Source organism: Streptomyces inhibens (assembly GCF_003389455.1).
Taxonomy (GTDB): domain Bacteria; phylum Actinomycetota; class Actinomycetes; order Streptomycetales; family Streptomycetaceae; genus Streptomyces; species Streptomyces inhibens.
The window spans coordinates 1-25,179 of record NZ_QUAC01000031.1 but is presented as its reverse complement, the minus strand read 5'-3'; the positions used below and the strand labels follow the sequence as shown (position 1 = coordinate 25,179).

The window sequence follows — 25,179 nt, the reverse complement described above, 5'->3', positions numbered from 1 at the left end:
CGGGCGGGCCGTAGCCACCGGGGGGCTGGTTGCCGCCGGGGGGCGGGCCGTACCCGCCCTGGCCCTGGCCGCCCGGGCCGTAGCCACCGGCCGGCGGGCCGAAGCCGCCGGGGTTGTCGTTGGGCGGCTGATTCGGCTGATGCGGCGGCGGAGGCGGAGGGAAACTCATGGCGGAAATGATCGCTTCTTTACTGGGTTTTGAGGGACTCGGTGACCAAGCTGGAACAATTCACGTCTGAAATGTCCACCCCCTGGGCACCGTTGGCGACAGGCAGCAAACCACCCTACGGCCCGGAGGTTTTGCGTGTTCACCGACCTACCCCTGGACGAGCTGCGCACCTACCGCCCGCCGCTTCCCGAGCCGGCCGGGTTCGACGCATTCTGGCAACGCACCCTCGACGAGGCCCGCGCCCATGACCTCGACGCCCGCTTCACCGAAGTCGATGCCGGGCTCGCCCTGGTGCGCTGCGACGATGTGACGTTCTCCGGTTTCGGCGGGCACCGTATCCGCGGCTGGTTCCTGATCCCGCGGAGGGCCGCCGGGCCGCTGCCGTGCGTGGTGCAGTACCTCGGTTACGGCGGCGGCCGGCTGCTGCCGCACGACTGGCTGCTGTGGCCGTCCGCGGGGTACGCCACGCTCGTCATGGACACCCGCGGGCAGAGCGGCCCCAACCGGCCCGGTGACACCCCCGATCCGGCCGGCTACGGCAACCCGGGTGTACCGGGCAAGATGACCCAGGGTCTGCTCGATCCCGACGACTACTACTACCGGCGGCTGTTCACCGACGCGGTACGGGCCGTGGAGGCGGCCCGCGCGCACCACGCGGTGGACGCCGGGCGGATCGTGGTCGCCGGCGGCAGCCAGGGCGGCGCCCTCGCCCTGGCGATGACCGGGCTGGTCCCGGGGCTGGCGGGCGCGCTGATCGATGTGCCGTTCCTGACGCATGTCCGGCGCGCGGTCGAGATCACGGACATGGGCCCGTACGGCGAGCTCGCCCGCTACTTCGCGGGCGCGCGCGGCCATATCGACACCGCCCTGCACACCCTGGACCACTTCGACGGCCTGAACTTCGCGGTCCGGGCCACCGCCCCGGCGCTCTTCGGCACCGCGCTGCGCGACGAGGTGGTGCCGCCGTCCACCGGCTTCGCCGCGTACCACCACTATGCGGGCGAGAAGGAGCTGAAGGTGTGGCGGTTCAACGCCCATGAGGGAGGCGGGGGCGAGCAGCGCGCCGCCGAGCTGCGATTTCTGCGCAAACTGCTCGGCTGACGGGCGTCAGCCGGCGGCCACCGGCTGACGGCTCCCGGCAAGCTGACAGAGCCCCCTCGAAGCGCTCACGGGCGGCGCGCCGGCCAGGTGCTCAGACCGTCCCCAGCAAGTGCTCCAGCGCCAGCTGATCCAGATGCTCGAAGGCCATCCCCCGGCCGGCCGCTGCCTCGGCGTCGAAGGTTTCGTAGGCGGTGGCGTCGGCGAGCAGGCCGGCCAGGCCGTCCTCGGCGGTGGGACGGGCCAGTTGGTCCAGGCGCGCGGCGTGCAGCGCGTCCTGGACGGCAGGGTCGGAGCGGAAGGCCGCCGCCCGCTCCTTGAGGATCAGGTAGTTGCGCATACAGCTGGCTGCCGAGGCCCAGACGCCGTCCAGGTCCTCGGTACGCGGCGGCTTGAAGTCGAAGTGCCGCGGTCCGTCGTAGCCGGCCGTCTCCAGCAGGTCGACGAGCCAGAAGGCGGACCGCAGATCGCCCGCGCCGAAGCGGAGGTCCTGGTCGTACTTGATCCCGCTCTGGCCGTTGAGGTCGATATGGAAGAGCTTGCCCGCCCACAGGGCCTGGGCGATGCCGTGCGGGAAGTTCAGCCCGGCCATCTGCTCGTGTCCGACCTCGGGGTTGACGCCGTAGAGCTCGGGGCGCTCCAGCCGTTCGATGAAGGCCAGGGCGTGGCCCACGGTGGGCAGCAGAATGTCGCCGCGCGGCTCGTTGGGCTTGGGCTCGATGGCGAACCGCAGGTCGTAGCCCTGCTCGATGACGTACTGGCCGAGCAGGTCGAACGCCTCCTTCATACGGTCCAGCGCGGCCCGTACGTCCTTGGCGGCGCCGGACTCCGCGCCTTCCCGCCCGCCCCACGCGACATAGGTGCGGGCGCCCAGCTCGGCGGCGAGGTCGATATTGCGGAGCGTCTTGCGCAGCGCGAAGCGGCGGATGTCGCGGTCGTTGGCGGTGAAGGCGCCGTCCTTGAAGACGGGGTGGGTGAAGAGGTTGGTGGTCGCCATCGGGACGACCGTGCCGGTGGCGTCCAGCGCCTGCCGGAAGCGTTTGACGGCCGCCTCGCGCTCGATGGCCCCGGAGCCGAACGGGATCAGATCGTCGTCGTGGAAGGTAACGCCGTACGCGCCGAGATCGGCGAGGCGGTGGACGGATTCGACGGGGTCCAGGGCGCGACGGGTGGCGTCCCCGAAGGGGTCACGGCCCTGCCAGCCGACGGTCCACAGGCCGAAGCTGAACTTGTCCTCGGGCACGGGCTGATACCTCACGGCGACTCCCTCGGTGATTTCGTCAACGCGCTTTACAAATTCCGCCGCGGCCAAACTAATATGCGGCAGCACACCGGGGAACCCCCTGGACCAAGACCATGGAATACGGGCCGCCAAGGGAGAGTGCACGATGGGCGCACAGTCAGCGGGACCGCTCGTCGTCGGCGTGGACAGCTCGACGCAGTCCACCAAGACGCTGGTCGTGGACGCGGAGACCGGTGTGGTCGTCGCCCGCGGCCAGGCACCGCACACGGTCAGCGGCGGGGAGGGCAAGGAGAGCGACCCCGGGCAGTGGTGGCGGGCGCTGGGCGAGGCGCTGGCGCAGTGCGGCGACGCGGCGCGGCAGGCCTCCGCGCTGTCCGTCGGCGGGCAGCAGCACGGGCTGGTCGCCCTGGACGCGGCCGGTGAGCCGGTGCGCCCCGCGATGCTGTGGAACGACGTACGCCCGGCGCCGCAGAGTGAGCAGCTGATCGCGGAGCTCGGCGGCGCAGAGGCCTGGGCGGACCGGGTCGGGAGCGTGCCGGGGCCGGCGTTCACGGTGGCCAAGTGGGCCTGGCTGCGGGCGAACGAGCCGGCCGCGGCCGCCGCCACCACCGCGGTGCGGCTGCCGCACGACTACCTCACCCAGCGGCTGACCGGCGAGGCCGTCACCGATCGCGGCGATGCGTCGGGGACCGGCTGGTGGGCGTCCTCGACCGAGTCCTACGACCTGGAGATCCTGGAGCGCGTCGGGCTGTCCGCCGGGATGCTGCCGCGGGTGGCGCTCCCGGGGGAGGCCGCCGGGACCGTACACGCCGATGACCTGCCACTGCCGCGCGGTGCGTTGGTGGCCGCCGGCACCGGCGACAACATGGCGGCGGCGCTCGGGCTGGGCCTGCGCCCCGGGCAGCCGGTGCTGAGCCTGGGCACCTCGGGGACGGTCTACGCGGTCTCCACCCACCGGCCCGCCGATCCGACCGGCACCGTCGCGGGCTTCGCCGATGCCCGCGGCGACTGGCTGCCGCTGGCCTGCACCCTGAACTGCACGCTCGCCGTGGACCGGGTGGCGGCGCTGCTGGGGCGCGACCGGGAGGCCGTGGAGGCGGGTGGCAGTGTGGTGATGCTGCCGTTCCTCGACGGTGAGCGGACGCCGAATCTGCCCGGGGCTTCGGGCCTGGTGCACGGGCTGCGGCACGGGACCACGGCCGGCCAGCTGCTCCAGGCCGCCTACGACGGCGCGGTGTTCGCGCTGCTGGAGGCCCTGGACCGGGTGCTGGACAAGGACGCCGCGGCCGATGCGCCGCTGCTGCTGATCGGCGGTGGCGCGAAGGGCCGGGCATGGCGGGACACCGTGCGCCGGCTGTCCGGCCGCCCGGTGGTGGTGCCCGAGGCGCAGGAGCTGGTGGCGCTCGGCGCGGCGGCGCAGGCGGCCGGGCTGCTGCTGGGCGAGGATCCGGCGGCGGTGGCGCGCCGTTGGGGTACGGGCCGTGGCGCGGAGTACGAGGCGCAGGAGCGGGACGGGGCCGCCTGGGACCGGATCGCCACGACGCTCGCCGACAGCGGGGCGCTGCTGCGGCGGTGACCGCGGCGGCCGCAGCCGTGGACCACAAGGGACGTCGAAGGGATCTCGACGTCCGCCACCACCCCGAGGAGATTCCGCCACCACCCCGAGGAGATCTTGTGACCGCTTCCGGCGGCGACACCCAGCACGGCATCCGCCGGCGCAATCTGGCCCGGGTGCTGCGGACCGTGGCCGCGCAGGGGCCGGTGTCCCGGCCGGCGGTCGCGGCGCGGATCGGGCTGACCCGGGCGGGGGTGGCCCCGCTCGTCGACGAGCTGCTGCGGGCCGGGCTGCTGGTCGAGACGGGCCGGGCGGCGCCCAGCGGCCGGGGCAGGCCGGGCAGCGAACTGGCGGTCAGTGACCGCGGCCCGGCGGGGATCGGGGCGGAGATAGGCGTCGATCATCTGGCGGTGTGCGCGGTCGATCTGCGGGGGCGGATCCGGGCCCGGGCGGCGACCGATGCGGTGAACCGGCACAGCGATCCGGGTCCGGTGCTGCGGCGGCTGTCCGCGCTGCTCGCGGAGGTGACGGCGGAGATCGCCGCCGAGGGGCTGCGGCCGGCCGGGCTGGCGGTCGCCGTGCCCGGCCTGGTGGCCCGTGGCACGACGACCGTGGTGCACGCCCCCAACCTCGGCTGGCGGGCGGCCGATCTCGCGCCGGGGCTGGCCTCGGTGACGGCTCCGGGCCGCGATGCGCGCGGGATCCCGCTCACCGTGGAGAACGAGGCCAATCTGGGCGCGCTGGCCGAACTGCGGCTGGGCGGCGACGGCGACGGCCGACCGGGCCCGCCGCCGGACTTCGTGCATGTCTCGGCCGAGATCGGGATCGGTGCCGCGGTCGTCGTGGACGGTCAACTGCTGCGGGGGGCACGGGGGTTCGCGGGTGAGCTGGGGCATGTGCCGGTGTATCCGGACGGCCACCCGTGCGACTGCGGCGGCCGTGGCTGTCTGGAGCAGTACGCGGGCGAACGGGCGGTGCTGCGCGCGGGCGGGCTCACCCCCGAGCGGTCGGCGGCCGCGCATCCGGGGCCGGGCGCCCGTATCGCGCTGCTCGCGCGGCGGGCCGCCGACGGGGACGCGGCCACCGTGCGTGCGCTGCACGAGGCGGGGACGGCGCTCGGGATCGCGCTCGCGGGGGCGGTGAATCTGCTCGATCCGCGGGCGGTGGTCCTCGGGGGCGCGCTGGCCGGGCTGGCGCCGTGGATTCTGCCGTCCCTGGAGCGGGAGTTGGCGCTGCGGACGGCCGTTGCGGCGGACCCTGGGCGGGCCGGCGGGCCGTTGGTGACGGTATCCCGGCTGGGCGCCGACGGACCGCTGCTCGGGGCTGCGCATGCGGCGCTCCAGGCCGTCCTGGACGATCCTTTCGCTTCCTGCACCTCGGCACACTCTCCCCGGAGCTGAACCCGCTAAACCTTTCCATGGAAAGAGATTTCCATGCCACCCCATCGGGCGATTGTGCCGATAAAAACAGCACCACTATCTTCGGCTCGGCGGGCTGCCACGGAGCTTTTTGAATACGTTTCCGGCGGTTCGTGTCGCACCCTTCGAGGAGACAGGTGGCATTGTGACCATTGCCGACGAAACGCTGCCCGGCAGTGCGGAAGACGCCCAGAATTCCAGCCTGAGTACCACCGCCGCGCGGAATTTGGCGACCACCACCAAAACCCCGCCGCAGATGCAGGGCATCACGTCCCGTTGGCTGCTGCGTTTGCTGCCCTGGGTGCAGGTTTCCGGTGGCACATATCGCGTCAACCGCCGGCTCACGCACACCATCGGCGACGGCCGTATCGAATTCGATATCAGCGGATCCGATGTTTCGATCATCCCCGGCGAGCTGCGCGAGCTGCCGGCCCTACAGGATTTCACCGACCCCGAGGTGCTCTCGGCGCTCGGCGGACGGTTCACCCAGCACGAATACGCACCCGGCGAGCTGATCGCCGAGGCCGGCACACCGGGCGACCGGCTGGTGCTGATCGCGCACGGCCGGGTGGACCGTATCGGCACCGGCAAATACGACGACGAGACGGTGCTTGAGGCGCTGGCCGGCGGCGACCACCTCGGCGACGAGCCGCTCACCACGGCCGACGCGACCTGGCCGTTCAGCTATCGCGCGGTGACCCGGGTGACCGTCATGGCGCTGTCCCGGCAGGCCGCCCAGGAGATCATCGACCGCTCCCCCGGGCTGCGCGAGCATCTGGCGTCGGCCGGGCAGGGCACCACCCGGCCGACGAACGACAGCGGGGAGTCGGCGGTCTCGGTCGCCTCCGGCCACCACGGCGAGCCGTCCCTCCCGGGCACCTTCGTCGACTACGAACTGGCGCCGCGGGAGTACGAACTCAGCGTCGCCCAGACGGTGCTGCGCACCCACAGCCGGGTCGGCGACCTCTACAGCGACCCGATGAACCAGGTCGAGGAGCAGCTGAAGCTCACGGTCCAGGCGCTGCGTGAGCGCCAGGAGCACGAGATGATCAACAACCCGGAGTTCGGGCTGCTGCACAACGCCGACCTCAAGCAGCGCATCCACACCCGTACCGGCCCGCCCACCCCCGACGACCTCGACGACCTGCTGGCGACCGTCTGGAAGAACCCGGGCTTTCTGCTCGCGCATCCGAAGACCATCGCCGCGATCGGCCGGGAATGCAGTGCCCGTGGGCTGTATCCGACCGCGGTGGATTTCATGGGGCATTCGCTGCCGTCGTGGCGCGGGGTGCCGATCTTCCCGTGCAACAAGATTCCGGTGACGGAGGAGCGGACGAGTTCCATTCTGCTGCTGCGGACCGGTGAGGAACAGCAGGGCGTGGTCGGTCTGCACCAGACCGGAATTCCCGACGAATACGAGCCGGGCCTCTCGGTGCGCTATATGGGCATCGATGAGCGGGCGGTCCTCAAGTATCTCGTCAGCGCCTACTATTCGGCGGCCATTCTCGTGCCCGATGCGCTGGGTGTTCTCGAAGACGTGCAAGTCGGCCATTGATCGACACGCGCATGGAAAAAGCGCGCTCCAAGGACGGCAGCACCATTTCCCCGCCCTGACACACCGCAGCACGCAGACATCACGCGCGGAACGCACAGCACGCAGATCGCAGATCGCAGAACGCACAGCACCGACAGAACAGGTGAGCCTTCTTCATGACCACATCGGTGGATCCGACGTCCGGCCCGCAGTCCTCCGGGATCGAGCAGAACCGTTCCAGCCTGGACACCGCGGCAGCCCGCAATCTGGCGACCACGACCAAGACCGTGCCGCAGATGCAGGGGATCTCCTCCCGCTGGCTGCTGCGCATCCTGCCCTGGACGCAGGTCTCCGGCGGTACGTACCGCGTCAACCGCCGGCTCACGTACACCGTCGGCGACGGCCGGGTGGAGTTCGCCACCACCGGCACCGAAGTCCGGGTGATTCCCGAGGAGTTGCGCGAGCTGGCGCCGCTGCGCGGCTATACCGACGCCTCGACGCTGGAGGCGCTGGCGGACCGCTTCGTCCAGCGGGAGTTCGCACCCGGAGATGTGCTGGCCCGGGCGGGCGGGACGACGGACCGGGTCATCCTGATCGCGCACGGCAAGCTGGACCGGATCGGCACCGGCAAGTACGGCGACGAGACGGTCCTGGGGGTGCTGGCCGACGGTGACGCCCTCGGTGAAGCGGCGCTGCTGGCGCCGGACACGGAGTGGGAGCACTCCGTACGGGCGGTGACCCGGGTGACCGCGCTGACGATGTACCGCAGCGACTTCGAAGAGGTGCTGAGCCGGTCGGAGTCGCTGCGTGCGCATCTCGACGAGTTCCGTGCGGCGCTGGCGCCGGCACGGAACAAGCACGGTGAGGCGGCCATCGAGCTGGCCGCCGGCCATGTCGGCGAGCCGGCGCTGCCGGGCACCTTCGCCGACTACGAGCTGACGCCGCGCGAGTACGAACTCAGCGTCGCGCAGACCGTGTTGAAGGTGCACTCGCGGGTCGCCGACCTCTACAACGACCCGATGAACCAGCTGGACCAGCAGCTGCGGCTGACCGTGGAGGCGCTGCGTGAGCGCCAGGAACACGAGATGGTCAACAACCGCGCATTCGGACTGCTGCACAACGCCGACCTCAAGCAGCGCATCCACACCCGCAACGGGCCGCCCACCCCCGACGACCTGGACGAGCTGATCTCCCGGCGCCGGAAGACCCAGTTCCTGCTGGCGCATCCGCGCACCATCGCGGCCATCGGGCGGGAGTGGAACGCCCGCGGTATCTACCCCTCCACCGCGGAGGTCGAGGGCACGGCGGTCCGCAGCTGGCGGGGCATTCCGCTGCTGCCCTGCAACAAGATCCCGATCAATCCGGACCAGACCAGCTCGATTCTGGCGCTGCGGGTCGGCGAGGAGAACCAGGGCGTGATCGGGCTGCACCAGACCGGCATCCCGGACGAGTACCGGCCCGGCCTCTCGGTGCGCTTCATGGGCATCAACGACCAGGCCGTCATCAATTACCTGGTCAGTGCCTACTATTCGGCGGCGGTGCTGGTGCCGGATGCGCTGGGCATCCTGGAGGACGTAGAGATCGGTCACTGAACCGGCGGTGGAACTCCGTCCGGGTGCCGCGCCCGCGATCGGCCGTCAGGGCCGTGGGAGCGGCACCCGGGTGACGACCGATCAGGTATCGCGCCGCTCCTGACCTGCGCCGTTCTGCCTTTGGTCAAGCCATTGGCAGAACGGCCATTCCCTTGGCAGGGCGTGCCCTGTTGCGCATGATGAACGCACGGCATGTGCGTGACATGTACGCGACCACCCCTCGGTCCTTGTCAGGAGTTCACATGGAGCCCGACCACCGTCGCCCGGCCCGCCGGCGCCTGCTCACCGGTGCGGCCGCGCTCGCCGCGTCCGCCGCGCTCGTACCCCTCACGTCGGCCACCGCCGATGCCACCGCGCGCAGACGGACGCCGGACGGCAGCGGCTATCCCCCCGTCCACTGGAACCCGGCCAACCCCGCCAACTTCACCACCGCCAACCGTCCGACGCAGTACCCGATCGAGATGGTCGTGGTGCATGTGACGCAGGAGACCTACGAGGACACCCTCAGGCTCTTCCGGGACCCCGCGCACAAGGCGGCCGCGCACTATGTCGTCCGGTCCTCCGACGGCTATCTCGCCCAGTGCGTCAACGAACGGAATGTCGCCTGGCACGCCGGCAACTGGGACTACAACACCCGCAGCATCGGCATCGAGCACGAGGGCTGGATCGATGACCCGACATGGTTCACGGACGCGCTGTACGAGCAGTCCGCCCGGCTCACCGCCGCCATCTGCGACCGCTACCGGATCCCCAAGGACCGGGAGCACATCATCGGCCATGTGGAGGTCCCCGGCACCGACCACACCGACCCCGGCGAGTACTGGGACTGGGCGCGCTATCTGCAGCTGGTCACCGAGGCTTCCTGGCGAAAAAATCCTGGTGAGGACGGGCGGGGCGTTTGGAGCGGCGCTCAGTGAGCCGTGCGCAGAAAGGTCTCCAGGCCCGGCAGATCGTCCGAGTTGAGGTGGTCGACGCCGGCGTCGAGCAGCTGGGTCCACACCGCCTCGCGCGCCGGTCCGGCCAGGTCCGGCGTGGCCCAGAAGCGCAGCCGGCGCCGCTCGGAGTGCGCTGCCGTCACCAACTGCCGCAGCCGCTCCCGCTGTTCGGTCGGCATCGGCCCCACGCCCTGCCAGTCGAACATCTCGCTCCAGGACGCGGAGACCAGCGGGGCGAACGAGGCGGGCGCCGCCGTGCCCAGGTCCTCGGGCCGCCCGTCGTAGAACGCAAGACGCACCCGCTCGGCCTCCATGGGCGCACGCGCCGCGCGGTCACCGGAGACGACGGCGGTGACCGGCCCGCCGCGGACCCGGCCCGCGCTGCACACGCTCAGCAGCTCCCGGTAGCGGCGCAGCACCCGGGACAGCGCGCGGTAGGTGGGATCGCCCGCGGTCTTGATGTCGATCAGCAGCTGGAGAGAGAGACGGTGGCCCCGGTAGACCGTGCCGCCGTTGGCCTGAATGCGTCGGCGCAGCGGGGAGAGATAGAGCGCCTCCAGGGTGCGGGCCGGGTCGAGGTCGCCCTCCTCGTGGGCGACCAGCAGCCGGCCGTCCACCAGCCAGATGTCCGCCTCCACGCTGCCGAAGCCGTGGTCCAGGGCGTCGAACAGCGGGCGGGGGTGCTCGTAGTCGTTGTGTGCGTGGGCGCGGCGCAGCGGTGCGGGGCCGGTGGTGTGGACGACGGTGTCACGGGCGGCGGCGGGCGCGGTCAGGCCCGCGGCCAGCGCGGCGCCCAGCGACACGACGGCCGTTCTGCGGGTGTACAGATTCATGACATCTCCGGGCCATAGTGAACGAGGCATAGTGAACTGGGCAGAGTGAACAGGGCAGAGTGAACGTCTTCGGCACCTGGGACAGTTGGCGTGACGTCAGGGGGGATCGTGAAGCAGCGATTCGGTCGAGTTCGCGCAGTGCTGACGGTGTTGGTGGCATGCGGTGTGCTGGCCGGCGGGATCGCGGACGGGGCGCAGGCCACCGCCGCGGGTGCCCCCACCCTCCGCCGCTTCGATGCCGTCCCGGTGGCGCCCGGTGTGGCGTACGGCGAATTCCGGATGACGGTGCCGCGCGGCATCGTGCACGGGCATCTGCTGACGGTGGATCTGGCCGATCCGCGGGTGTCGGTGGATCTGCTGTATCCGGGGGCGGTGGGCGCGCGGGCTCCGGTGTCCCAACTGGCCATGGAGCGCGGCGTGGTGGGGGCCGTCAACGGTGACTTCTTCAATATCACCGAGACCCAGCACCCGGGTGTGCAGGCGACCGGTGCCTCGGTGGGACCGGCGGTTGTCTCGGGGCGGCAGTTGAAGGGCGCGGTGCCCGACGGTCAGCGGTTCGGGCCGGTGATGCCGCCCGGCGCGTCCACCGAGGACGTCATCGGGGTCGGCTACAACCGCCGGGCGCGGCTGGACCGGCTCACGCTGCGCGGTGCGGTGCTGACCGGCGAGGGGGCGCTGCCGCTGCGCGGGCTCAACCAGTACGCGCTGCCGGTGGACGGCGTCGGCGCGTACACCGCGCAGTGGGGTCCAGTGTCCCGGGTGCGCGCCATCTGCGGTACGGACACCGACCGGGCGGCGCCATGCAGCACGGACACCGCGGAGGTGACGGTCCGGCACGGCCGGGTGACCGCGCTCCAGGACCTGCCGGGAGCGGGCGGGGTGGCCGCGGGGAGCGCGGTACTGGTGGGCCGGGAGGAGGGGGCGCGGCAGCTGCGCAAGCTGCATATCGGTGAGCCGGTGAGTGTCGGCCATCGCCTCTTCGGCCGGGTGCCGGGGCCGCTGCGGTTCGCGGTGGGCGGTTTCCCGATCGTGCGGAACGCCGAGCCGGTGGCCGGTCTGGACACCGTCGCAGTGGCGGTGCGGACGTCCGCGGGGATCGGGGCCGGCGGCCGGGTGCTGTATCTGATGGCGCTGGACGGTGCGCCGGGTCAGGGGCAGACCGGTCTGACGGTCCGTGAACTGGCCGATGTGATGGATCAGTTGGGCGCACACGATGCGATGAATCTGGACGGCGGAGGGTCCTCGACACTGGTCACCGGCGACGGGTACGGCCACGAGGTGACGGTACGCAACCATCCGTCGGGCGGGGCGGAGCGGCCGGTGGCGAACGCGATCGGGGTCTTTTCCCTCGGGTGAGCGGGCCGGGCCCTGCCGGTGCCTAGGGCCTGTCCGATGGGTCAGGGTCGGAAAGGNCGATCGGGGTCTTTTCCCTCGGGTGAGCGGGCCGGGCCCTGCCGGTGCCTAGGGCCTGTCCGATGGGTCAGGGTCGGAAAGGCCGCGGCGTCTGGTGCACTGCACTCGCTGCGCTCGCTCCGTCTCGGCTCTTTGATTCATCCTTCGGATGCCGAGCTGCATCGCAAGGCGCCGGAGCGGCCTGATAGCGGAGCTATTAGGACGTTTCGGCAACGCCGCGTGGGGGCACCTCCCAGCGTTAGCTGGGGGAGTGCCGTGCCAGACGCCGCGGGCCCGGCCATGACCCATCGGACAGGCCCTAGCGGCCCGGTCAGGCCTCGGCGGCGGTCCGGGCGCCGGCGGTGCGCATCCGGCCGAAGGCGTAGACGCAGCCGGCCAGCGCGAGGTCGGAGAGCAGCATGAAGCCGAGGGCGTAGGTGCCCTTGCTGCTGTAGATCGCGCCCATGACGAGCGGCGGCAGGAAGCCGCCGAGGCCGCCGGCGGCGCCGACGATGCCGGTGACGCTGCCGACCCGCTCCTGCGGGGTCACCCGCGAGACCAGGGCGAAGATCGCGCCGCTGGCTGCGCCCAGGCCCGCCGCCATGACCAGGAAGTCGACGGTGCCGGCCGGGTTCAGCCGCGGGTCGAAGGCCTGGACGATGGCGGGCAGCGCCACCATGCCGAGCGCCCAGGCGGTGACGACGGCCGGGTGCACCCGGTCCGAGCACCAGCCGCCGATGGGCCGGAAGACGACGGTGACCAGCGCGAAGCCCGCCGCCTTGGTGCCCGCGTCGGCGGCGTCGAGGTGGTACCAGGTCTGCAGATAGGTGGGCAGATAGACGCCGAAGGCAACGATGCCGCCGAAGCCGATGGCGTACAGCGCGGCCAGCTCCCAGGTGACCTTCAGCCGGCCGGCCCGGCCCAGCCGGCGGGCGAGCGAGGTCTGCGGGACGGGCCGGTCCGGGTGGTCGGTGATCATCAGGGCGCCGAGGAAGGCGAAGAGGGCGAGCACCACGGCGACGGAGAGATACGGCATGTTCTCGTCGTAGCGGTGGATCCGTGGGGTCAGATAGCCGGAGAGTGCGACGCCGCCCATGCCCATACCGAAGATGCCCAGCGCCAGGCCCCGCTTACGGGGCGGGAACCAGGCGTTGACGAGCGGGATGCCGATGGCGAACGTGGTGCCGCCCAGGCCGAGCAGAAATCCCACGCCGAGCATCGCGGGGTAGGAGTGCTTGGCGGGGATGAGCAGCAGTACCGGCACGATGGTGAGCGCGGAGATCAGGGGGAACATCACCCGGGCGCCATAGCGGTCGGTGAGCGCACCGACCGGCACCCGGCCCAGCGAGCCGACCAGCACCGGCACTGCCACCAGCACCGACACCTGGAAGTGGGTCAGGTGCAGGCTGGTCCTGAAGGCGTTCCCCAGGGGGGCGATGAGGTTCCACGCCCAGAAGGTGACCGTGAAACCGATGGTGGCGAGGGCGAGGTTCCGGTAGGCCGCCACCGTCACGGGCGCACGCTGCTGACCACGTCGGCGGCGCCGGCCAGCCCGTGGTGGATGTCCCCAGCCAGGCTGCTGCTCGCCAGGTAGAAGCCGAGCAGCGCGCACACCAGGGCGTGCGAGATCTTGAGCTTTCCGCTGCGCAGGAAGATCACGGTCAGGACCACCAGCAGCAGCACGACCGAGATGGAAATTGCCATGGGACGCACACCTCCTCAACCGCCGCCCGAACGGACGGCAAGGGGTGGCCAGTTTGGCGTATTTCGGTGTATGTCCGGTTCGAGTCCGGGTGCTCCGATCAGGTGATCACTGCGGGTCACCGGCTCGGGGTGGCGCTCACGCCCGCGGCGGTCGTCCAAGCCGCGCCGCGACGGTCTCGCCGTACGCCACGACACCCCGGAATCCGTGACATGGATCACATCACTCCCCGCAACGGAGTGTCGGGGTCGGCCGTCTTAGCGGCCGACATCGCCGCCTCCCCGCACCGCAGACGGAAAGCCTCCATGAGCCACACCCCCTCCCCCCACCGCCGGACGTTCCGGCCGCTGCGTGCCGCGCTCGCCCTGGTCCCCGTGATCGGCATGGGCACGCTCACCGCGTGCGGGGGAATCGCGGCGTCGGCACCCAAGGGCGATCCAGTGAAGGTGGTGCTGGGCGCGGCGAGCGGGACCAGGACCGTGCAGGCCGGCGACCGGCTCAAGGTGAGCGCGGAGGGCGGGGTGCTCACCGAGGTGCGGGTCACCGACCCCCGGGGCCGGCGACTGCCCGGCGGGTTCGGGGCCGGCGGGACGAGCTGGACGTCCAGCTCGCGGACCGCGCCGGACACCAAGTACTCCATCGTCGCCAGGACGAAGAACCCGCAGGGCGGTCTGGACGCGGCCAAGGAGTCGCTGACCACCGCGAAGGCGGCCAAGCTCAACAAGCTGGAGCTGGATCCCGGCTCGCAGGGTGCGGCGGCCGGCGCCGACCGGCCGCTCACCGTCCTCTTCGACTTCCCGGTGACCGAGCGGGCCGCGGTGGAGCGCCGGCTGAGCGTCACCACCGACGACCGCACGACCGGCGCGTGGAACTGGGTCAAGGACGGCAGCGGCAAGGACCGGGTGGACTGGCGGCCCGCGCAGCCGTGGAAGCCGGGCACCGAGGTCATGCTGCGGGCGCAGCTGACCGGGGTGGACTCCGGCGGCGGCCGCTACTTCGCCGAGGACTATGACCTGAACTTCACCATCGGCCCGAGTTGCCCCGACTCGGACGCGGCGCAGGTTTGTGGCAAGGTCCACGCGGGTGATCCCATCGAGGTCACCATGTCCTCCGTACGAGGGAGAGACGATCGGACCATCGGAATCGGAGACTGGGATGTCGGCTGGTTCCCGGTGGCTGAGAAGTCGCACCCTCGCGTCGAGCAGCTGACCCCATTCAGAGCCTAATGTGACGGAATGAGCACCGTGCAGGACCAGGATCAACTTACGGGGTGGCGGCGCTTCCAGCGCCGCGTCCCCAACGGCTTCGCCATCATCTTCAGCGTGTTGGGGCTTTTCTGCGCCCTGACGGCGCTGATCGGGCCCCTCAGGCGCGGACTCCACCCGGTGATCTACTGGCTGGACACGCTCACCATCCCGGTGGCGCCGAACTTCGCCTACGCGGCGTTCCTCTTCCTCCTGGGCGCGGCGATGACCGCGCGCAAACGGGTGGCGCTGTGGTTCGTCGTGGCCTACATGGTGCTGGTCACCCTGGCGGACGCGCTGTTCCTGGCCGCGGGGTACTGGGAGTTCGCCTTCTCCCTGGTGCTGTGTGCCGGAGCGCTGGTGCTGCTGATCGTCTCGCACCGCGAGTTCTATGCGATCACCCGCCGCGGCGCGTTCCTGCGGGCCATCCTGGTGCTGATCGGCGGGCTCGTGGTGGCCGTGCTGATCGGCTGGGGGCTGGTGTCACTGGTCCCCGGCACGCTGGAGTCCGGCGCCGCCAACCGGCTGCTGTGGGCCGCCAACCGCGTCTGCGGTGGCCTCGTCGGCGGCCGGCTCGTCGAGGGCCATCCGCCGCACTGGATCAGCACCGTACTCGGTCTGCTGGGTGCGCTGGCGCTGCTGAACGCCGCGGCCGCGCTCTTCCGTTCGCAGCGCATGGAGGCCGCGCTGCACGGCGACGAGGAGGCCCGGATCCGGGCTCTGCTGGACCGCTACGGCAGCCAGGACTCGCTCGGCTACTTCGCCAGCCGCCGCGACAAGGCGGTGGTCTTCTCGCCCAGCGGCAAGGCCGCCGTCACCTACCGCGTCGAGGCCGGTGTCTGTCTGGCCAGTGGTGACCCGGTCGGTGACCGCGAGGCGTGGACCCAGGCCATCGAGGCCTGGCTGGAGGTCGCCGGGCGCTACGGCTGGCAGCCGGCTGTCATGGGCGCCAGCGAGAGCGGCGCCAAGGCGTTCGCCCGCAGCGGCCTCGGTGCGCTGCAGCTCGGCGACGAGGCGATCCTGCATGTGAAGGACTTCGACCTGGACGGCCGGGAGATGCGGGTGACCCGCCAGGCCGTCAACCGCGTCGAGCGGACCGGCGCGACCTTCCGCGTACGGCGCCACTCCGCGCTGACCGACGAGGAGATGCAGGAGGTCATCCACCGGGCCGACGCCTGGCGGGACACCGAGACCGAGCGCGGCTTCTCGATGGCGCTGGACCGGCTGGGCGATCCCGAGGACGGGGAATGCCTGCTGGCCGAGGCGTTCGACGGCGACGGCAACATGATCGCGCTGCTGTCCTTCGTCCCGTGGGGCAAGGACGGCATCTCGCTGGACGTGATGCGCCGTGACCGCAGCGCGCCCAACGGCGTCATGGAGTTCATGGTGGCCCGGCTGTGCGCCCAGGCCGGGGCGATGGGCGTGCACCGGATCTCGCTGAACTTCGCGGTGTTCCGGTCCGCCTTCGAGGAGGGCGCCCGGATCGGCGCCGGTCCGGTGCTGAAGTTCTGGCGCCGGCTGCTGCTGTTCTTCTCCAAGTGGTGGCAGCTGGAGGCGCTCTACCGCTCCAACGCGAAGTACAACCCGGAGTGGTATCCGCGGTTCCTGTGCTACGCGGACGCCGGCGCGCTGGCCCGCATCGGTCTGGCCTCGGGTATCGCCGAGGGCTTTGTGGCCGTACCGAGCCTGGGCACGCTGTGGGGCAAGGGCCACAAGAAGCGGGTGCTGGCCCCGGCGAGCACGGCCGGTCTGCCGTCGCTGGACGAGCTCGGCCTGGTGCAGGCCGCACCGGCCACCGAGGAGGAGCTGCACGAGCGGGAACTGGCCGCGCTGCCCGAGCAGGTGCGGGTGCGCCACCGCAAGCTGGAGCGGCTGCGCAAGGACGGCACCGACCCGTATCCGGTGGGCGTGCAGCGTACGCACACGCTGGGCGAGATCCGCGACGAGTACCCCGAGCTGAAGCCCGGGGCGCGTACCGGCAAGTCGGTCAGCGTCGCCGGGCGGGTGCTGCTCACCCGTGACCACGGCGGGGTGCTGTTCGCGGTGCTGCGGGACTGGTCGGGCGATCTGCAGATCGCGCTGACCCGGGACGGCAGCGGAGCCGAGCAGCTGGACCGCTTCGGCGCGGACATCGACCTCGGTGACCATGTCGAGGCCGAGGGCGAGATCGGCACCAGTGACCGCGGTGAGCTGACGGTGTTCGTGGACCGGTGGCGGCTGACCGCCAAGTGTCTGCGTCCGCTCCCGGACAAGCGACGCGGTCTGTCCGACCCGGAGGCCAAGGTCCGCCAGCGGTATGTGGACCTGGTCGTCTCGCCGGACGCGCGGGAGACCGTACGGGCCCGCAGCACGGCCGTGCAGGCGCTGCGGCAGGGGCTGATCGACCGGGGCTACCTGGAGGTCGAGACGCCGATGCTCCAGCAGATCCACGGCGGCGCCAACGCGCGCCCGTTCCACACCCATATCAACGCCTACGACCTCGATCTGTATCTGCGCATCGCGCCGGAGCTGTACCTCAAGCGGCTGTGTGTGGGCGGTATGGAGAAGGTCTTCGAGATGGGGCGGACCTTCCGCAACGAGGGCATCTCCTACAAGCACAACCCCGAGTTCACGATGCTGGAGGCGTACCAGGCGTTCGCCGACTACGACGTGATGCTCGATCTGACCCGGGAGCTGATCCAGGGCGCGGCGATCGCCGCGTTCGGCAGCGCCACCGCCCGTAAGGCGGACGCGAACGGCCGGCTGGTCGAGCACGACATCTCGGGGATCTGGCCGGTCAAGACCGTCTACGGCGCGATCTCCGAGGCGCTCGGCGAGGAGGTCGACGCCGATACGAACCCGAATGTGCTGCGCCGCCTGTGCGAGAAGTCGGGTGTGCCCGTCAAGCCGGAGAACGGCCGGGGCGACATCGTTCTGGAGATGTACGAGCGCCTTGTGGAGGAGAAGACCACTCTTCCCACCTTCTACAAGGACTTCCCCACCGATGTCTCGCCGCTGACCCGCCAGCACCGCAAGGACCCGCGGCTCGCCGAGCGCTGGGACCTGGTCGCCTTCGGTACGGAGCTGGGCACCGCCTATTCGGAGTTGACCGACCCGGTCGAGCAGCGGCGGCGGCTGACCGCCCAGTCGCTGCTGGCGGCGGGCGGTGACCCGGAGGCGATGGAGCTGGACGAGGACTTCCTGCAGGCCCTTGAGTACGCGATGCCGCCGACCGGTGGTCTGGGCATCGGCGTGGACCGGCTGGTCATGTTCCTCACCGGTCTGTCGATCCGCGAGACGCTGCCGTTCCCGCTGGTGCGGCGGCGCTGACGGGGCCGGTCACGGCGGGCAGGACGGCGAAGGCCACCTCCTTGCGGGGGTGGCCTTCGCCGTTCGCCGGCACTTTCCACGGGTCGGCGTCGTAGTCCCCGGGGAGGGTGAGGTCGCCGCCGGGCGGCTCCGTGCCGCCGGTGTCGGACACCCCGAGTCGAGGTTGTTCTTGATCCAGGTGCCGCCGCTGCCGACGGCGCAGTCGTGCATGTCGTTGCACATGTCCGGGACGACGAAGGACAGCGTCGGCAGCTTGCCGAAGTCGTCCTTGGGGAACTGGGCGAAGGATGTCTCACTCCTTTCCGGTGGTCGGCGGATGCGGGTGCCGGTCCGCGCGGTCGGCCGCGGCCGCGAGAGCGATCCGCAGGAAGCGGGGTACGGGCAGACCGCGGCGGGCGAAGGCATCGGCCGCCGCGGTCCGGATCGCCGCGCGCCGGTCCCGGGGCGCCAGCAGCAGCACACTGCGGCCGGGGCGCTTCCCGGGCCACCAGGCGGACCGGGCACCGGCGCGCAGGGCTTCGCGGACCGCGAGGGCGATGCCGTTGGCCAGGGCCGTGTCACCGGCGCCGGTGGGTGCGCCCTCGTGGCCGTCGGCGGCGATCCGGGCCGTCAGAAGCAGCAGACAGGGATCCGGGCCGCCGTCCTGGGCGGGTAGCGATCGGTAGGTGCTGCCGTCGGCGGCCAGGAGGTGGCCGGACCGGGCGAAGAGCACGGCCCGGCGCAGTGCGTCATCGCCGGGCACGGCGGCGCCGAGCAGCTCCGCCAGCCGTGCGCGGGGCAGCGGGCGGGCACCGCGCTCGGCGTGGACTCCGGCGACGGCCAGCGCGACCGCGCACTCCAGGGACTCGGCGACCGGCAGCCCCACCACAGCGGGCAGGGCGGCGTTCAGATGCAGATCGGCGCCGCCCCGGCCGTATCCGGCGGCGGCGAGTGCGCGCAGTGCGGCGTAGGGGCGGGCCGCCCAGCCGGGGGCGGGGGCGGCCGGTCCGGTGAGCGGGAGTTCGGCGCCGTCGGCCGGGTGGTTGAGGGAGCCGCAGCGCAGCATCCCGTCGGCGCGCGCGGCGACCGCCACACCGACGGACCAGTTGGCCGCCGCGACCCAGTCGGTCCGCGGCGTCGTCCCGGGGAGCTGCGGTCCGGGCGGGACGGCGGACGCGGTGAGATGGAAGGCGTACGGGGCGTGCCACACCGCGCCGGGCGGGTGGTGGTATGCCGTCGCGAAGCCATGGGCGAGCAGCCGCAGCAGAGGGTCCGCCGTGGGGCGGTGGGCCAGGTCCACGGTGTTCACCCCGGCTCCTTGCGGGCGAGCAGCCGGTAGGCGTTACCGCCGTCGGTGGCCCGGGCCACCGCGGTGCGCACCGTGTCGAGGGCGAACGCGGCGCCGTAGCAGGGCACCGCCATGGCCTGTACGGCGCTTCGGGCGGCGCGGCGGGCGCGGGTGGCGGGGACGGTGGCCCAGGGGGCGTGCGGGTCGGGGGCGATCCGGTTGGCGATGAGGGCGACGGCGCCGATGAAGTCGGCGTTGTTCTGGTGGGCCGCGCCGTGCTGTTCGGCGAGGAGGGTGAACCCCCGTTCCGCGAGGGCCTGTTGGAGGTTTCCGGCCGGTATGAGGTGCTGGTGCTGGGGCTGGAACCAGGGCAGCCAGTGGGGGCCGAGCAGCCGGGCGATCCGGGCCTGGGGGTCGGGGAGTTCGATGAGCAGATGGCCGCCGGGGGCCAGGACCTTGACGGCCGCGTCGAGCTCGGCGAAGGGGTCCCGGGTGTGTTCGAGGTAGTGGTGCATGCTCACCGTGTCGTAGCGGCCGGCGAGCCGGTCGGCGAGGTCGGGGAACTGGCCCTGGTAGCCGGTGGCGATCCAGCCGCGGCGCTCGGCCTCGTGGACGCCTTCGCCCATGTCCAGTCCGTCGAAGCGGGTGTCGGGCCATACGGCGCGCGCGGCGTTGCAGAAGTGCCCCGCGGCGGTGCCGACGTCGAGCCAGGAGCTGGGAGTGCCGAAGGGTTTGATCATTTCGGCGCGGGCTCGGTACGTCCCGTTCATCCGGCCCAGTAACAGGGCGGCGCCCTCTCCGCCGAGGCCCTCGTAGAAGTCGCGGTAGTAGAAGTCGAGTCCGTCCTGGGTGAGCCGGGGGTTCTGGAAGATATGGCCGCAGCGGCGGCACTCCTCCAGGGTGAACCGGCCGGGCTTGCCCTGGAGCAGGTCGGGCATGCGGACCCGTACGGCGAGCTCCGGCGCCGAGCACCAGGGGCAGTCCTCGCGGCGGGGTTCGAAGAACCGGTCGGTGCCGTCGGCGAGTTCGGCGGCGTATGCGGCCCGCCGCGCCGGTGCATCGTCGGCCGCGGACGGTTCGGCGGGCGGTGTCCGCAGGGTCCGCAGTGCGCCGGACAGGGAGCGCAGCGGACGCAGCGCGGTGGCGCGGGCCAGGTCGGCGGGGCGCAACGCCCGGGCTGGGGCCAGTACGGCGACGGGCTGGAGCCAGTACAGGGCGGTTGCCGCCGCACCCCAACGCGGCGCCGAGACCAGGCACTTCAGCAGCAGTGCGAGACCGGCGAGCTGGGCGGCGGAGACCAGCCCCGGCGGGAGTCCGCGGGCACCGAGCTCCCCGGCGCGCCGCGCGGGGTCGGGGGGCAGCGGCGTCAGGCCGGGGGCGATGGCCCAGCCGGTGGCGTCGGGGGCGTACTCCTTGAGGGTGCGGGCGAGGCGGAACAGGTCGGCCGGCGAACGCGGCGGTGGCGCGGTGGCGAGCCCGGCCCGCCGGTGGACGTCGTCGGACACCAGCAGGGCGTGGCCCGCGCCGTGGCCCGGAGCGCACCGGTCCGTGCGGTGGGCCGCGGGGTCGAGCAGCCGGAACAGACCGAGCGCGCTCCCGGTGTCCAGGTGCGCCGGGATCAGGTCCAGGACGCGTAGTCCTTCACGTTCGGCGTGGGCGACCGCGGCGCGCAGGGTCGCCTCGTCCGCCTCGACACCGGGTGTGGTGATCAGCTGCCAGCCGGAGAGGTGTGGTTGCCGGGTGTCGTGCGGTCCGGCGGGGTCGAGCAGGGGCAGTGCGGCGAGCCTGCGGCGGGCGCGCACGGTGCCCGCGCCCAGGGCCGTCACAGCGGCGGCCGCCACCCATCGCGTGCGGTGTCCCGAACGGTGTGCGCGCGTCATATGCTTCACGGTCCCTTCTCGGTCTCGGTCTCGGCCGTGCCGGGTGCGGGCCGGCCGAGCGGCAGTTTCTCCAGGCGGTCGGCCGCGGTGGTGGCGCCGCCCGCCGCGGCGAAGGACGCCTGGATGCGGCGGGCCGCACTGCGGTGGGCCGGGTTGTCCAGCACGGCGGCCAGGGCCTGCCGGACCTCGTCCGTACGGGCCCGCCCGAAGCGCACCCGCACTCCCGCGCCGGCCTCGGTCACCTGGCGGGCGACGATCGGCTGATCGTCGCGTACGGGTGCCACGACCAGCGGCAGCCCGTACGCGAGCGCCTCGCACACGGTGTTGTGGCCGCCGTGGCACAGCACCGCGTCGAGGTGCGGCAGCAGCCGGAGCTGGGGAACGTACTCCTGGTGCACGACGTTCGGCGGGACGGCCCCGGCGAGGTCGCCGGGTGCGGCCAGGATCAGCTGGGCCCGGTCCGCGAGGGCGGCCGCGGCGCTCAGTACCACCGGGTAGAAACGGGCGCCCGCCTCGCGGTTGAGGGTGCCCAGGGAGACGAGTACGCGGGCGCGCCCGGGGTCCAGCCGGCGCCACGGGAAATCGCCGCCGTGCGGGCGGGCGCCGAAGGCGGGGCCGACGAACGCGTAGTGGGGCGGATACGTGCCCCGCGCGCTCGCCGTACCCGGGCCCGGCCCGATGAGTTCGGGGGTGGAGAAGACCAGTACGAGATGCGGGGAGAAGCGCGGGTCCCAGCCGGCGGGCGCGCCGCACTCGGCGAGCAGTGCCGCGATGCGCTGCGCCACCCACTCCCCCACCTTCGGCAGGCCCTCGAAGGGGTGGGTGAACTCCGCCGAGGTGGTCGCCGAGGTCACCCAGGGCAGTCCGTGCCGGCGCGCCACCAGGGGCCCGGCGAGGGCCTGTTGGTCGGTGACCAGCACATCGGGCCGGAAGGCTTCGACGGCGGTGTGCACTCCGGACAGCATCGCGCGAGCGAGCGGGATCAGCACCTCCGCCCACAGGAAGCGCAGCGCCGCGATCCCGCGCTCATCGCGCCATCGCTCGTGCAGTACGTCATAGCCGCCGGCCGTGCCGCTGTCTCCCGCCGGGTACAGCCGGCTTCCCGTGGGGAGCAGCGGCGCGAGAGCCGTGACGGGGCCGGTCCAGGCGATCCGGTGTCCGCGCGCGGCGAGTTCGGCGGCGACCGCGACCGTGGGGTTGACATGCCCGGCCAGCGGCGGGACGACGAACAGGACTCTCATCCGGCCACCGCCCCGGCCCGCGCCCGCAGCCGTCCCAGCACCGCACCACGCAGCCCCTCGGTGGCCTCGTTGAGCACGGTGTGGCCCACGTCCGGCAGCACACACAGTTCGCAGTCCGCCGCACTGCGCGCCAGTTCACGTGCTCCGGGAAGGAGTTCGGAGTGCTCTCCGTAGACGGCGAGGACCGGGCGGCGCAGCCCGGCGAAGTCGCGGGCGGTGAAGGCGGTGGCCGCCGCGATGTCCTCGATCAGGGTGGTGCGGTTGAGCAGGGCGTCGGCGCCGGCGGTCAGCCGGGCCTCCTTGCGCCGCCCGAGGGCGGCGAGCTGCTCGGATATCCGGCTGTGTTCGAGGCCGAGGGCCGCGACGGAGAGGGTGTCGGTCATGTCCTCGACCCAGTCGCCGGTCAGCTGGGCGTCGATCAGGACGAGTGAGGCCACCAGGTCGGGTCTGACGAGCGCGGTGTGCAGCGCCAGGGCGCCGCCGAAGCTGTTGCCGATCAGATGGACCGGGCTGCGGTCGAGCCCGAGGGCACCGAGCAGGGCGGCGAGGTCGGCGACCGCGGTGTCCATGTCGTAGCCGGTGGGCGGGCGTTCGCTGCGCCCGTGTCCGCGCTGGTCGTAGAGGAGCACCTCGTGTCCGGCGCGGGAGACGGGGCCGGCGAGGGTGCAGTAGAAGCTCGACAGGTTGTCCATCACGAGCCCGTGGAGGAAGACGACGGTGGGTCCGCCGGGGCCGGGGCCGCGGCCCGGCAGCCGCTGGGTGTGCAGGCGCAGCCGGCCTGTGTGCGTAAGGGCCATGGTGCGCTCAGCCCGCGCAGGCCTGGTCGGCGGCGGTGACCCGGTCGATATGGACGGCGAGTTCGCCGACCGTCATGGCCAGGATCTGGTCGATGTCCTTGTCGGCGAGGAGGCCGAGGAGGTCCACCGCCGTGCCGTAGCGCTGCTGCAGCAGCTCGGCCAGGGCGACGAACTCGATGCTCTCCAGCGCCAGATCGTCGTTGAAGGTGGTCGTGTGGGTGATCTCACCGACGACGAGCAGCTCGTCGCCGACGACGCTGACCAGCATGTTGCTGATCTCTTCCAGGATCGGCCGGATGCGTGCGGGGGCGGGGTCAGATGCCATGGGTGGCCTCCGTGGGGGTGAGGGGGTCGGTGCCGGCACGGTCCCCGGGCCGTGGTCCGGTCCAGGCGACGACATGGCGCGCGGACAGTTCATGGACGCGATCGAGGTGGACGAGGTGGCCATGGCCGTCCGGGGAGACCACCCGGAGCGCGCCGCCCGGTGCGGGCGTCACGGCCCACTCCAGCGGCCGGCCGTCGAGCCCGCCGCCCGCCGCCTTCGCCGCGGCCTCCTTCGCGCACCACAGTGCGGTGAGCCAGTAGGAACGGTCGGTGTTCCCGGGTACGCCGTGTGCGAGGAGGCCGTCGGCCAGGCGGCGTTCGGACGTGCTGAGGGCGAGCCTCTCCAGGGCCGCCGGGTCGTCGGTGACGGTCTCGACGGCGATCCCGACGGGGCCCGAGCGGTGGGCCAGGGCGACGGCGATCCGGTCCTTGTGCGCGAGCGAGAGATGGATGCCGTCGGCGAGCGGGCCCTTCGGGCGGGGGCGGCCGTGTGCGTCGTTGCCGAGGGGGACCTCGGCCGGGAAGACGGGCCCGGCCCCCGACTCCCACAGCAGTTCGCGCACCGCGTCCTTGGCGGCGATCCGGCCCAGCAGCCAGGCCGCGCGGGCGCGGGGCGGGCATTGTGCGTAGTGTGCGCGTTCGGCCGCGCCCAGGTAGCGGCGCATGACCAGCTCCTGCGAGGCCGGGTCCGACCAGCGTCGCCGGGCCAGGCACCAGCCGCCCGGCCGGGGTTCGCCGATACCGCACACCTCAGGGGTGAACTTCATCGGCCACACCCGCTCGTCGGACCCGAAGCGCCGGTACGTCCAGCCCTCCAGTCGCGCCCATACGCGGCCGTCCGTGCCGCGCAGCTCCACATCGCCGCGTACCGAGCCGGGGCGTACCTCGCGGATCCGGGCGGTGGCCGCCAGCAGCGCGCCCTCGCGGGGCGGGGGCCCGTAGAGCCGTACGCGGTCCAGGGTCGCCGGGAAGACGAGTCGGTCACGGGTCAGTTTCAGCTGCATCCAGTGGCCGAGGAGCTGCCCGGCGGCGTCCAGGAGGGCGCCGGGCGCGGGCAGTGCGCGCAGCTTCCCGCTGATGCCGTCGGCGGCCAGCGTCGTGACCTCGTGAACCCCGGCGAAGGCCGGGCCGTGGAACATCCACCGGTCCCGGTAGAGGGCCTCGGCACTGACGGGCGCAGGGCCGCCGGACGTCAGTGCCGAGGGGTCGGGGGGCGGCGGGGCCGGGTGGTGTGCCGCGAGATGGACGGTGACGGCGGCGTAGTCGCCGAGGCTCACGCGTACCCGGCCGGCCTCCAGGGGCCCGGCGGTGACCGTCAGCTCGACGGGCGGGGCGACCGGCAGCCAGCGCAGGGCCCGTACGTCGGAGTAGCCGGTGACGGTGTGTCCGGGCCGTGCCTCATGGGCCGCCTCGGCGGCCAGTTCCAGCAGCGTGGTCATGGGGACGACGGGAAAGCGGTCGGCGGGCTCGGGCCAGCTGTCGGGCTGGAGGCAGACGCAGTGGTCGCGGACGTACGGGAGGGTGTCGAGGGACAGGCGGCGGCTTGTGCGGCGGGGGCCTTGGGCCGGCGGCGGCGGGGCGGCCGCGGCGGCCAGCGCACGGGTCGCGGCGGTCGTCGCGGCGGTGGTCTCGGCGAGGACCGCGTC

Annotated in this window: 19 protein-coding genes and 1 pseudogene; 9 read left to right on the top strand and 11 right to left on the bottom strand. The window is 72.4% G+C overall.

The window, feature by feature from the left end; genetic code table 11:
- Positions 1 to 304: 304 nt before the first annotated feature.
- Positions 305 to 1,270: an acetylxylan esterase gene (locus DY245_RS05205; protein WP_128503993.1), complete on the top strand. Its 966-nt coding sequence runs from the start codon at positions 305 to 307 to the stop codon at positions 1,268 to 1,270.
- 91 nt (positions 1,271 to 1,361) lie between these two features.
- Here DY245_RS05205 and xylA read toward each other — a convergent pair whose 3' ends face one another.
- Positions 1,362 to 2,525, bottom strand: coding sequence for a xylose isomerase (gene xylA / locus DY245_RS05200; protein ID WP_128503991.1), 1,164 nt, complete (start codon positions 2,523 to 2,525; stop codon positions 1,362 to 1,364).
- A 130-nt stretch (positions 2,526 to 2,655) separates the two neighbouring features.
- Between xylA and xylB the strand changes: the two genes are divergently transcribed.
- The 5 genes from xylB (at position 2,656) to DY245_RS05175 (ending at position 9,526) form a co-directional block, all read left to right on the top strand.
- Entirely contained in the window at positions 2,656 to 4,086 is a 1,431-nt protein-coding gene (gene xylB / locus DY245_RS05195) for a xylulokinase (protein WP_128503989.1), read from the top strand.
- A gap of 98 nt (positions 4,087 to 4,184) precedes the next feature.
- Complete coding sequence (locus DY245_RS05190; RefSeq protein ID WP_128503987.1) at positions 4,185 to 5,465, top strand: ROK family transcriptional regulator; 1,281 nt, start codon at positions 4,185 to 4,187, stop codon at positions 5,463 to 5,465.
- 160 nt (positions 5,466 to 5,625) lie between these two features.
- Positions 5,626 to 7,038, top strand: coding sequence for a family 2B encapsulin nanocompartment shell protein (locus tag DY245_RS05185; RefSeq protein WP_128503999.1), 1,413 nt, complete (start codon positions 5,626 to 5,628; stop codon positions 7,036 to 7,038).
- Positions 7,039 to 7,193: 155 nt separating this feature from the next.
- Positions 7,194 to 8,609: a family 2B encapsulin nanocompartment shell protein gene (locus tag DY245_RS05180; protein ID WP_128503985.1), complete on the top strand. Its 1,416-nt coding sequence runs from the start codon at positions 7,194 to 7,196 to the stop codon at positions 8,607 to 8,609.
- A gap of 242 nt (positions 8,610 to 8,851) precedes the next feature.
- Entirely contained in the window at positions 8,852 to 9,526 is a 675-nt protein-coding gene (locus DY245_RS05175; RefSeq protein ID WP_128503983.1) for an N-acetylmuramoyl-L-alanine amidase, read from the top strand.
- On the opposite strand, the gene DY245_RS05170 is transcribed toward DY245_RS05175, so the two are convergent.
- Positions 9,520 to 10,377, bottom strand: a complete 858-nt coding sequence (locus tag DY245_RS05170; protein WP_128503981.1) for a phosphatidylinositol-specific phospholipase C/glycerophosphodiester phosphodiesterase family protein — start codon at positions 10,375 to 10,377, stop codon at positions 9,520 to 9,522. The genes DY245_RS05175 and DY245_RS05170 overlap by 7 nt on opposite strands.
- A gap of 138 nt (positions 10,378 to 10,515) precedes the next feature.
- Here DY245_RS05170 and DY245_RS05165 point away from each other — a divergent pair, with 138 nt between their 5' ends.
- A complete protein-coding gene (locus DY245_RS05165) occupies positions 10,516 to 11,733 on the top strand; it encodes a phosphodiester glycosidase family protein (RefSeq protein ID WP_244942841.1) in 1,218 nt (405 codons plus the stop codon).
- Positions 11,734 to 12,100: 367 nt separating this feature from the next.
- On the opposite strand, the gene DY245_RS05160 is transcribed toward DY245_RS05165, so the two are convergent.
- On the bottom strand, positions 12,101 to 13,282 hold the full coding sequence (locus tag DY245_RS05160) for an MFS transporter (RefSeq protein WP_128503977.1): 1,182 nt from the start codon (positions 13,280 to 13,282) through the stop codon (positions 12,101 to 12,103).
- The gene (locus DY245_RS05155) at positions 13,279 to 13,473 is read right to left on the bottom strand and encodes a hypothetical protein (RefSeq protein ID WP_128503975.1); all 195 of its coding nucleotides are present in this window, start codon (positions 13,471 to 13,473) and stop codon (positions 13,279 to 13,281) included. The genes DY245_RS05160 and DY245_RS05155 overlap by 4 nt, the downstream gene beginning before the upstream one ends.
- A gap of 303 nt (positions 13,474 to 13,776) precedes the next feature.
- Here DY245_RS05155 and DY245_RS05150 point away from each other — a divergent pair, with 303 nt between their 5' ends.
- Positions 13,777 to 14,697, top strand: a complete 921-nt coding sequence (locus tag DY245_RS05150; protein WP_181923525.1) for an Ig-like domain-containing protein — start codon at positions 13,777 to 13,779, stop codon at positions 14,695 to 14,697.
- Between the two features lie 9 nt (positions 14,698 to 14,706).
- On the top strand, positions 14,707 to 18,024 hold the full coding sequence (gene lysX, locus DY245_RS05145) for a bifunctional lysylphosphatidylglycerol synthetase/lysine--tRNA ligase LysX (RefSeq protein ID WP_128503973.1): 3,318 nt from the start codon (positions 14,707 to 14,709) through the stop codon (positions 18,022 to 18,024).
- Positions 18,025 to 18,183: 159 nt separating this feature from the next.
- Here the strand turns inward: lysX and DY245_RS05140 are convergent.
- From DY245_RS05140 to DY245_RS05110, 7 genes and pseudogenes are all read right to left on the bottom strand, one after another.
- Positions 18,184 to 18,312: pseudogene (locus DY245_RS05140) on the bottom strand (alkaline phosphatase family protein); the annotation flags it as partial.
- Between the two features lie 4 nt (positions 18,313 to 18,316).
- Complete coding sequence (locus tag DY245_RS05135) at positions 18,317 to 19,312, bottom strand: galactokinase (RefSeq protein WP_244942840.1); 996 nt, start codon at positions 19,310 to 19,312, stop codon at positions 18,317 to 18,319.
- A complete protein-coding gene (locus DY245_RS05130) occupies positions 19,309 to 21,171 on the bottom strand; it encodes a class I SAM-dependent methyltransferase (RefSeq protein ID WP_244942839.1) in 1,863 nt (620 codons plus the stop codon). Before DY245_RS05130 ends, DY245_RS05135 begins: the two co-directional genes overlap by 4 nt.
- A 5-nt stretch (positions 21,172 to 21,176) precedes the next feature.
- Positions 21,177 to 22,412: a glycosyltransferase gene (locus DY245_RS05125; RefSeq protein ID WP_128503971.1), complete on the bottom strand. Its 1,236-nt coding sequence runs from the start codon at positions 22,410 to 22,412 to the stop codon at positions 21,177 to 21,179.
- Entirely contained in the window at positions 22,409 to 23,209 is an 801-nt protein-coding gene (locus DY245_RS05120) for an alpha/beta fold hydrolase (protein WP_128503969.1), read from the bottom strand. Before DY245_RS05120 ends, DY245_RS05125 begins: the two co-directional genes overlap by 4 nt.
- Before the next feature lie 7 nt (positions 23,210 to 23,216).
- The gene (locus DY245_RS05115; protein WP_128503966.1) at positions 23,217 to 23,534 is read right to left on the bottom strand and encodes a phosphopantetheine-binding protein; all 318 of its coding nucleotides are present in this window, start codon (positions 23,532 to 23,534) and stop codon (positions 23,217 to 23,219) included.
- On the bottom strand, positions 23,524 to 25,179 hold a 1,656-nt coding region (locus DY245_RS05110), incomplete at its 5' end, for a polyketide synthase dehydratase domain-containing protein (RefSeq protein WP_128503964.1). The genes DY245_RS05110 and DY245_RS05115, both read right to left, overlap by 11 nt.

What these genes read in the sequence shown, in the direction of transcription:
- DY245_RS05115 (WP_128503966.1), bottom strand. Translation starts at nt 23,534, where the DNA reads ATGGCATCTGACCCCGCCCCCGCACGCATCCGGCCGATCCTGGAAGAG.
- DY245_RS05120 (WP_128503969.1), bottom strand. Translation starts at nt 23,209, where the DNA reads ATGGCCCTTACGCACACAGGCCGGCTGCGCCTGCACACCCAGCGGCTG.
- xylB (WP_128503989.1), top strand. Translation starts at nt 2,656, where the DNA reads ATGGGCGCACAGTCAGCGGGACCGCTCGTCGTCGGCGTGGACAGCTCG.
- lysX (WP_128503973.1), top strand. Translation starts at nt 14,707, where the DNA reads ATGAGCACCGTGCAGGACCAGGATCAACTTACGGGGTGGCGGCGCTTC.
- DY245_RS05125 (WP_128503971.1), bottom strand. Translation starts at nt 22,412, where the DNA reads ATGAGAGTCCTGTTCGTCGTCCCGCCGCTGGCCGGGCATGTCAACCCC.
- DY245_RS05175 (WP_128503983.1), top strand. Translation starts at nt 8,852, where the DNA reads ATGGAGCCCGACCACCGTCGCCCGGCCCGCCGGCGCCTGCTCACCGGT.
- DY245_RS05155 (WP_128503975.1), bottom strand. Translation starts at nt 13,473, where the DNA reads ATGGCAATTTCCATCTCGGTCGTGCTGCTGCTGGTGGTCCTGACCGTG.
- DY245_RS05150 (WP_181923525.1), top strand. Translation starts at nt 13,777, where the DNA reads ATGAGCCACACCCCCTCCCCCCACCGCCGGACGTTCCGGCCGCTGCGT.
- DY245_RS05130 (WP_244942839.1), bottom strand. Translation starts at nt 21,171, where the DNA reads ATGACGCGCGCACACCGTTCGGGACACCGCACGCGATGGGTGGCGGCC.
- DY245_RS05180 (WP_128503985.1), top strand. Translation starts at nt 7,194, where the DNA reads ATGACCACATCGGTGGATCCGACGTCCGGCCCGCAGTCCTCCGGGATC.
- DY245_RS05170 (WP_128503981.1), bottom strand. Translation starts at nt 10,377, where the DNA reads ATGAATCTGTACACCCGCAGAACGGCCGTCGTGTCGCTGGGCGCCGCG.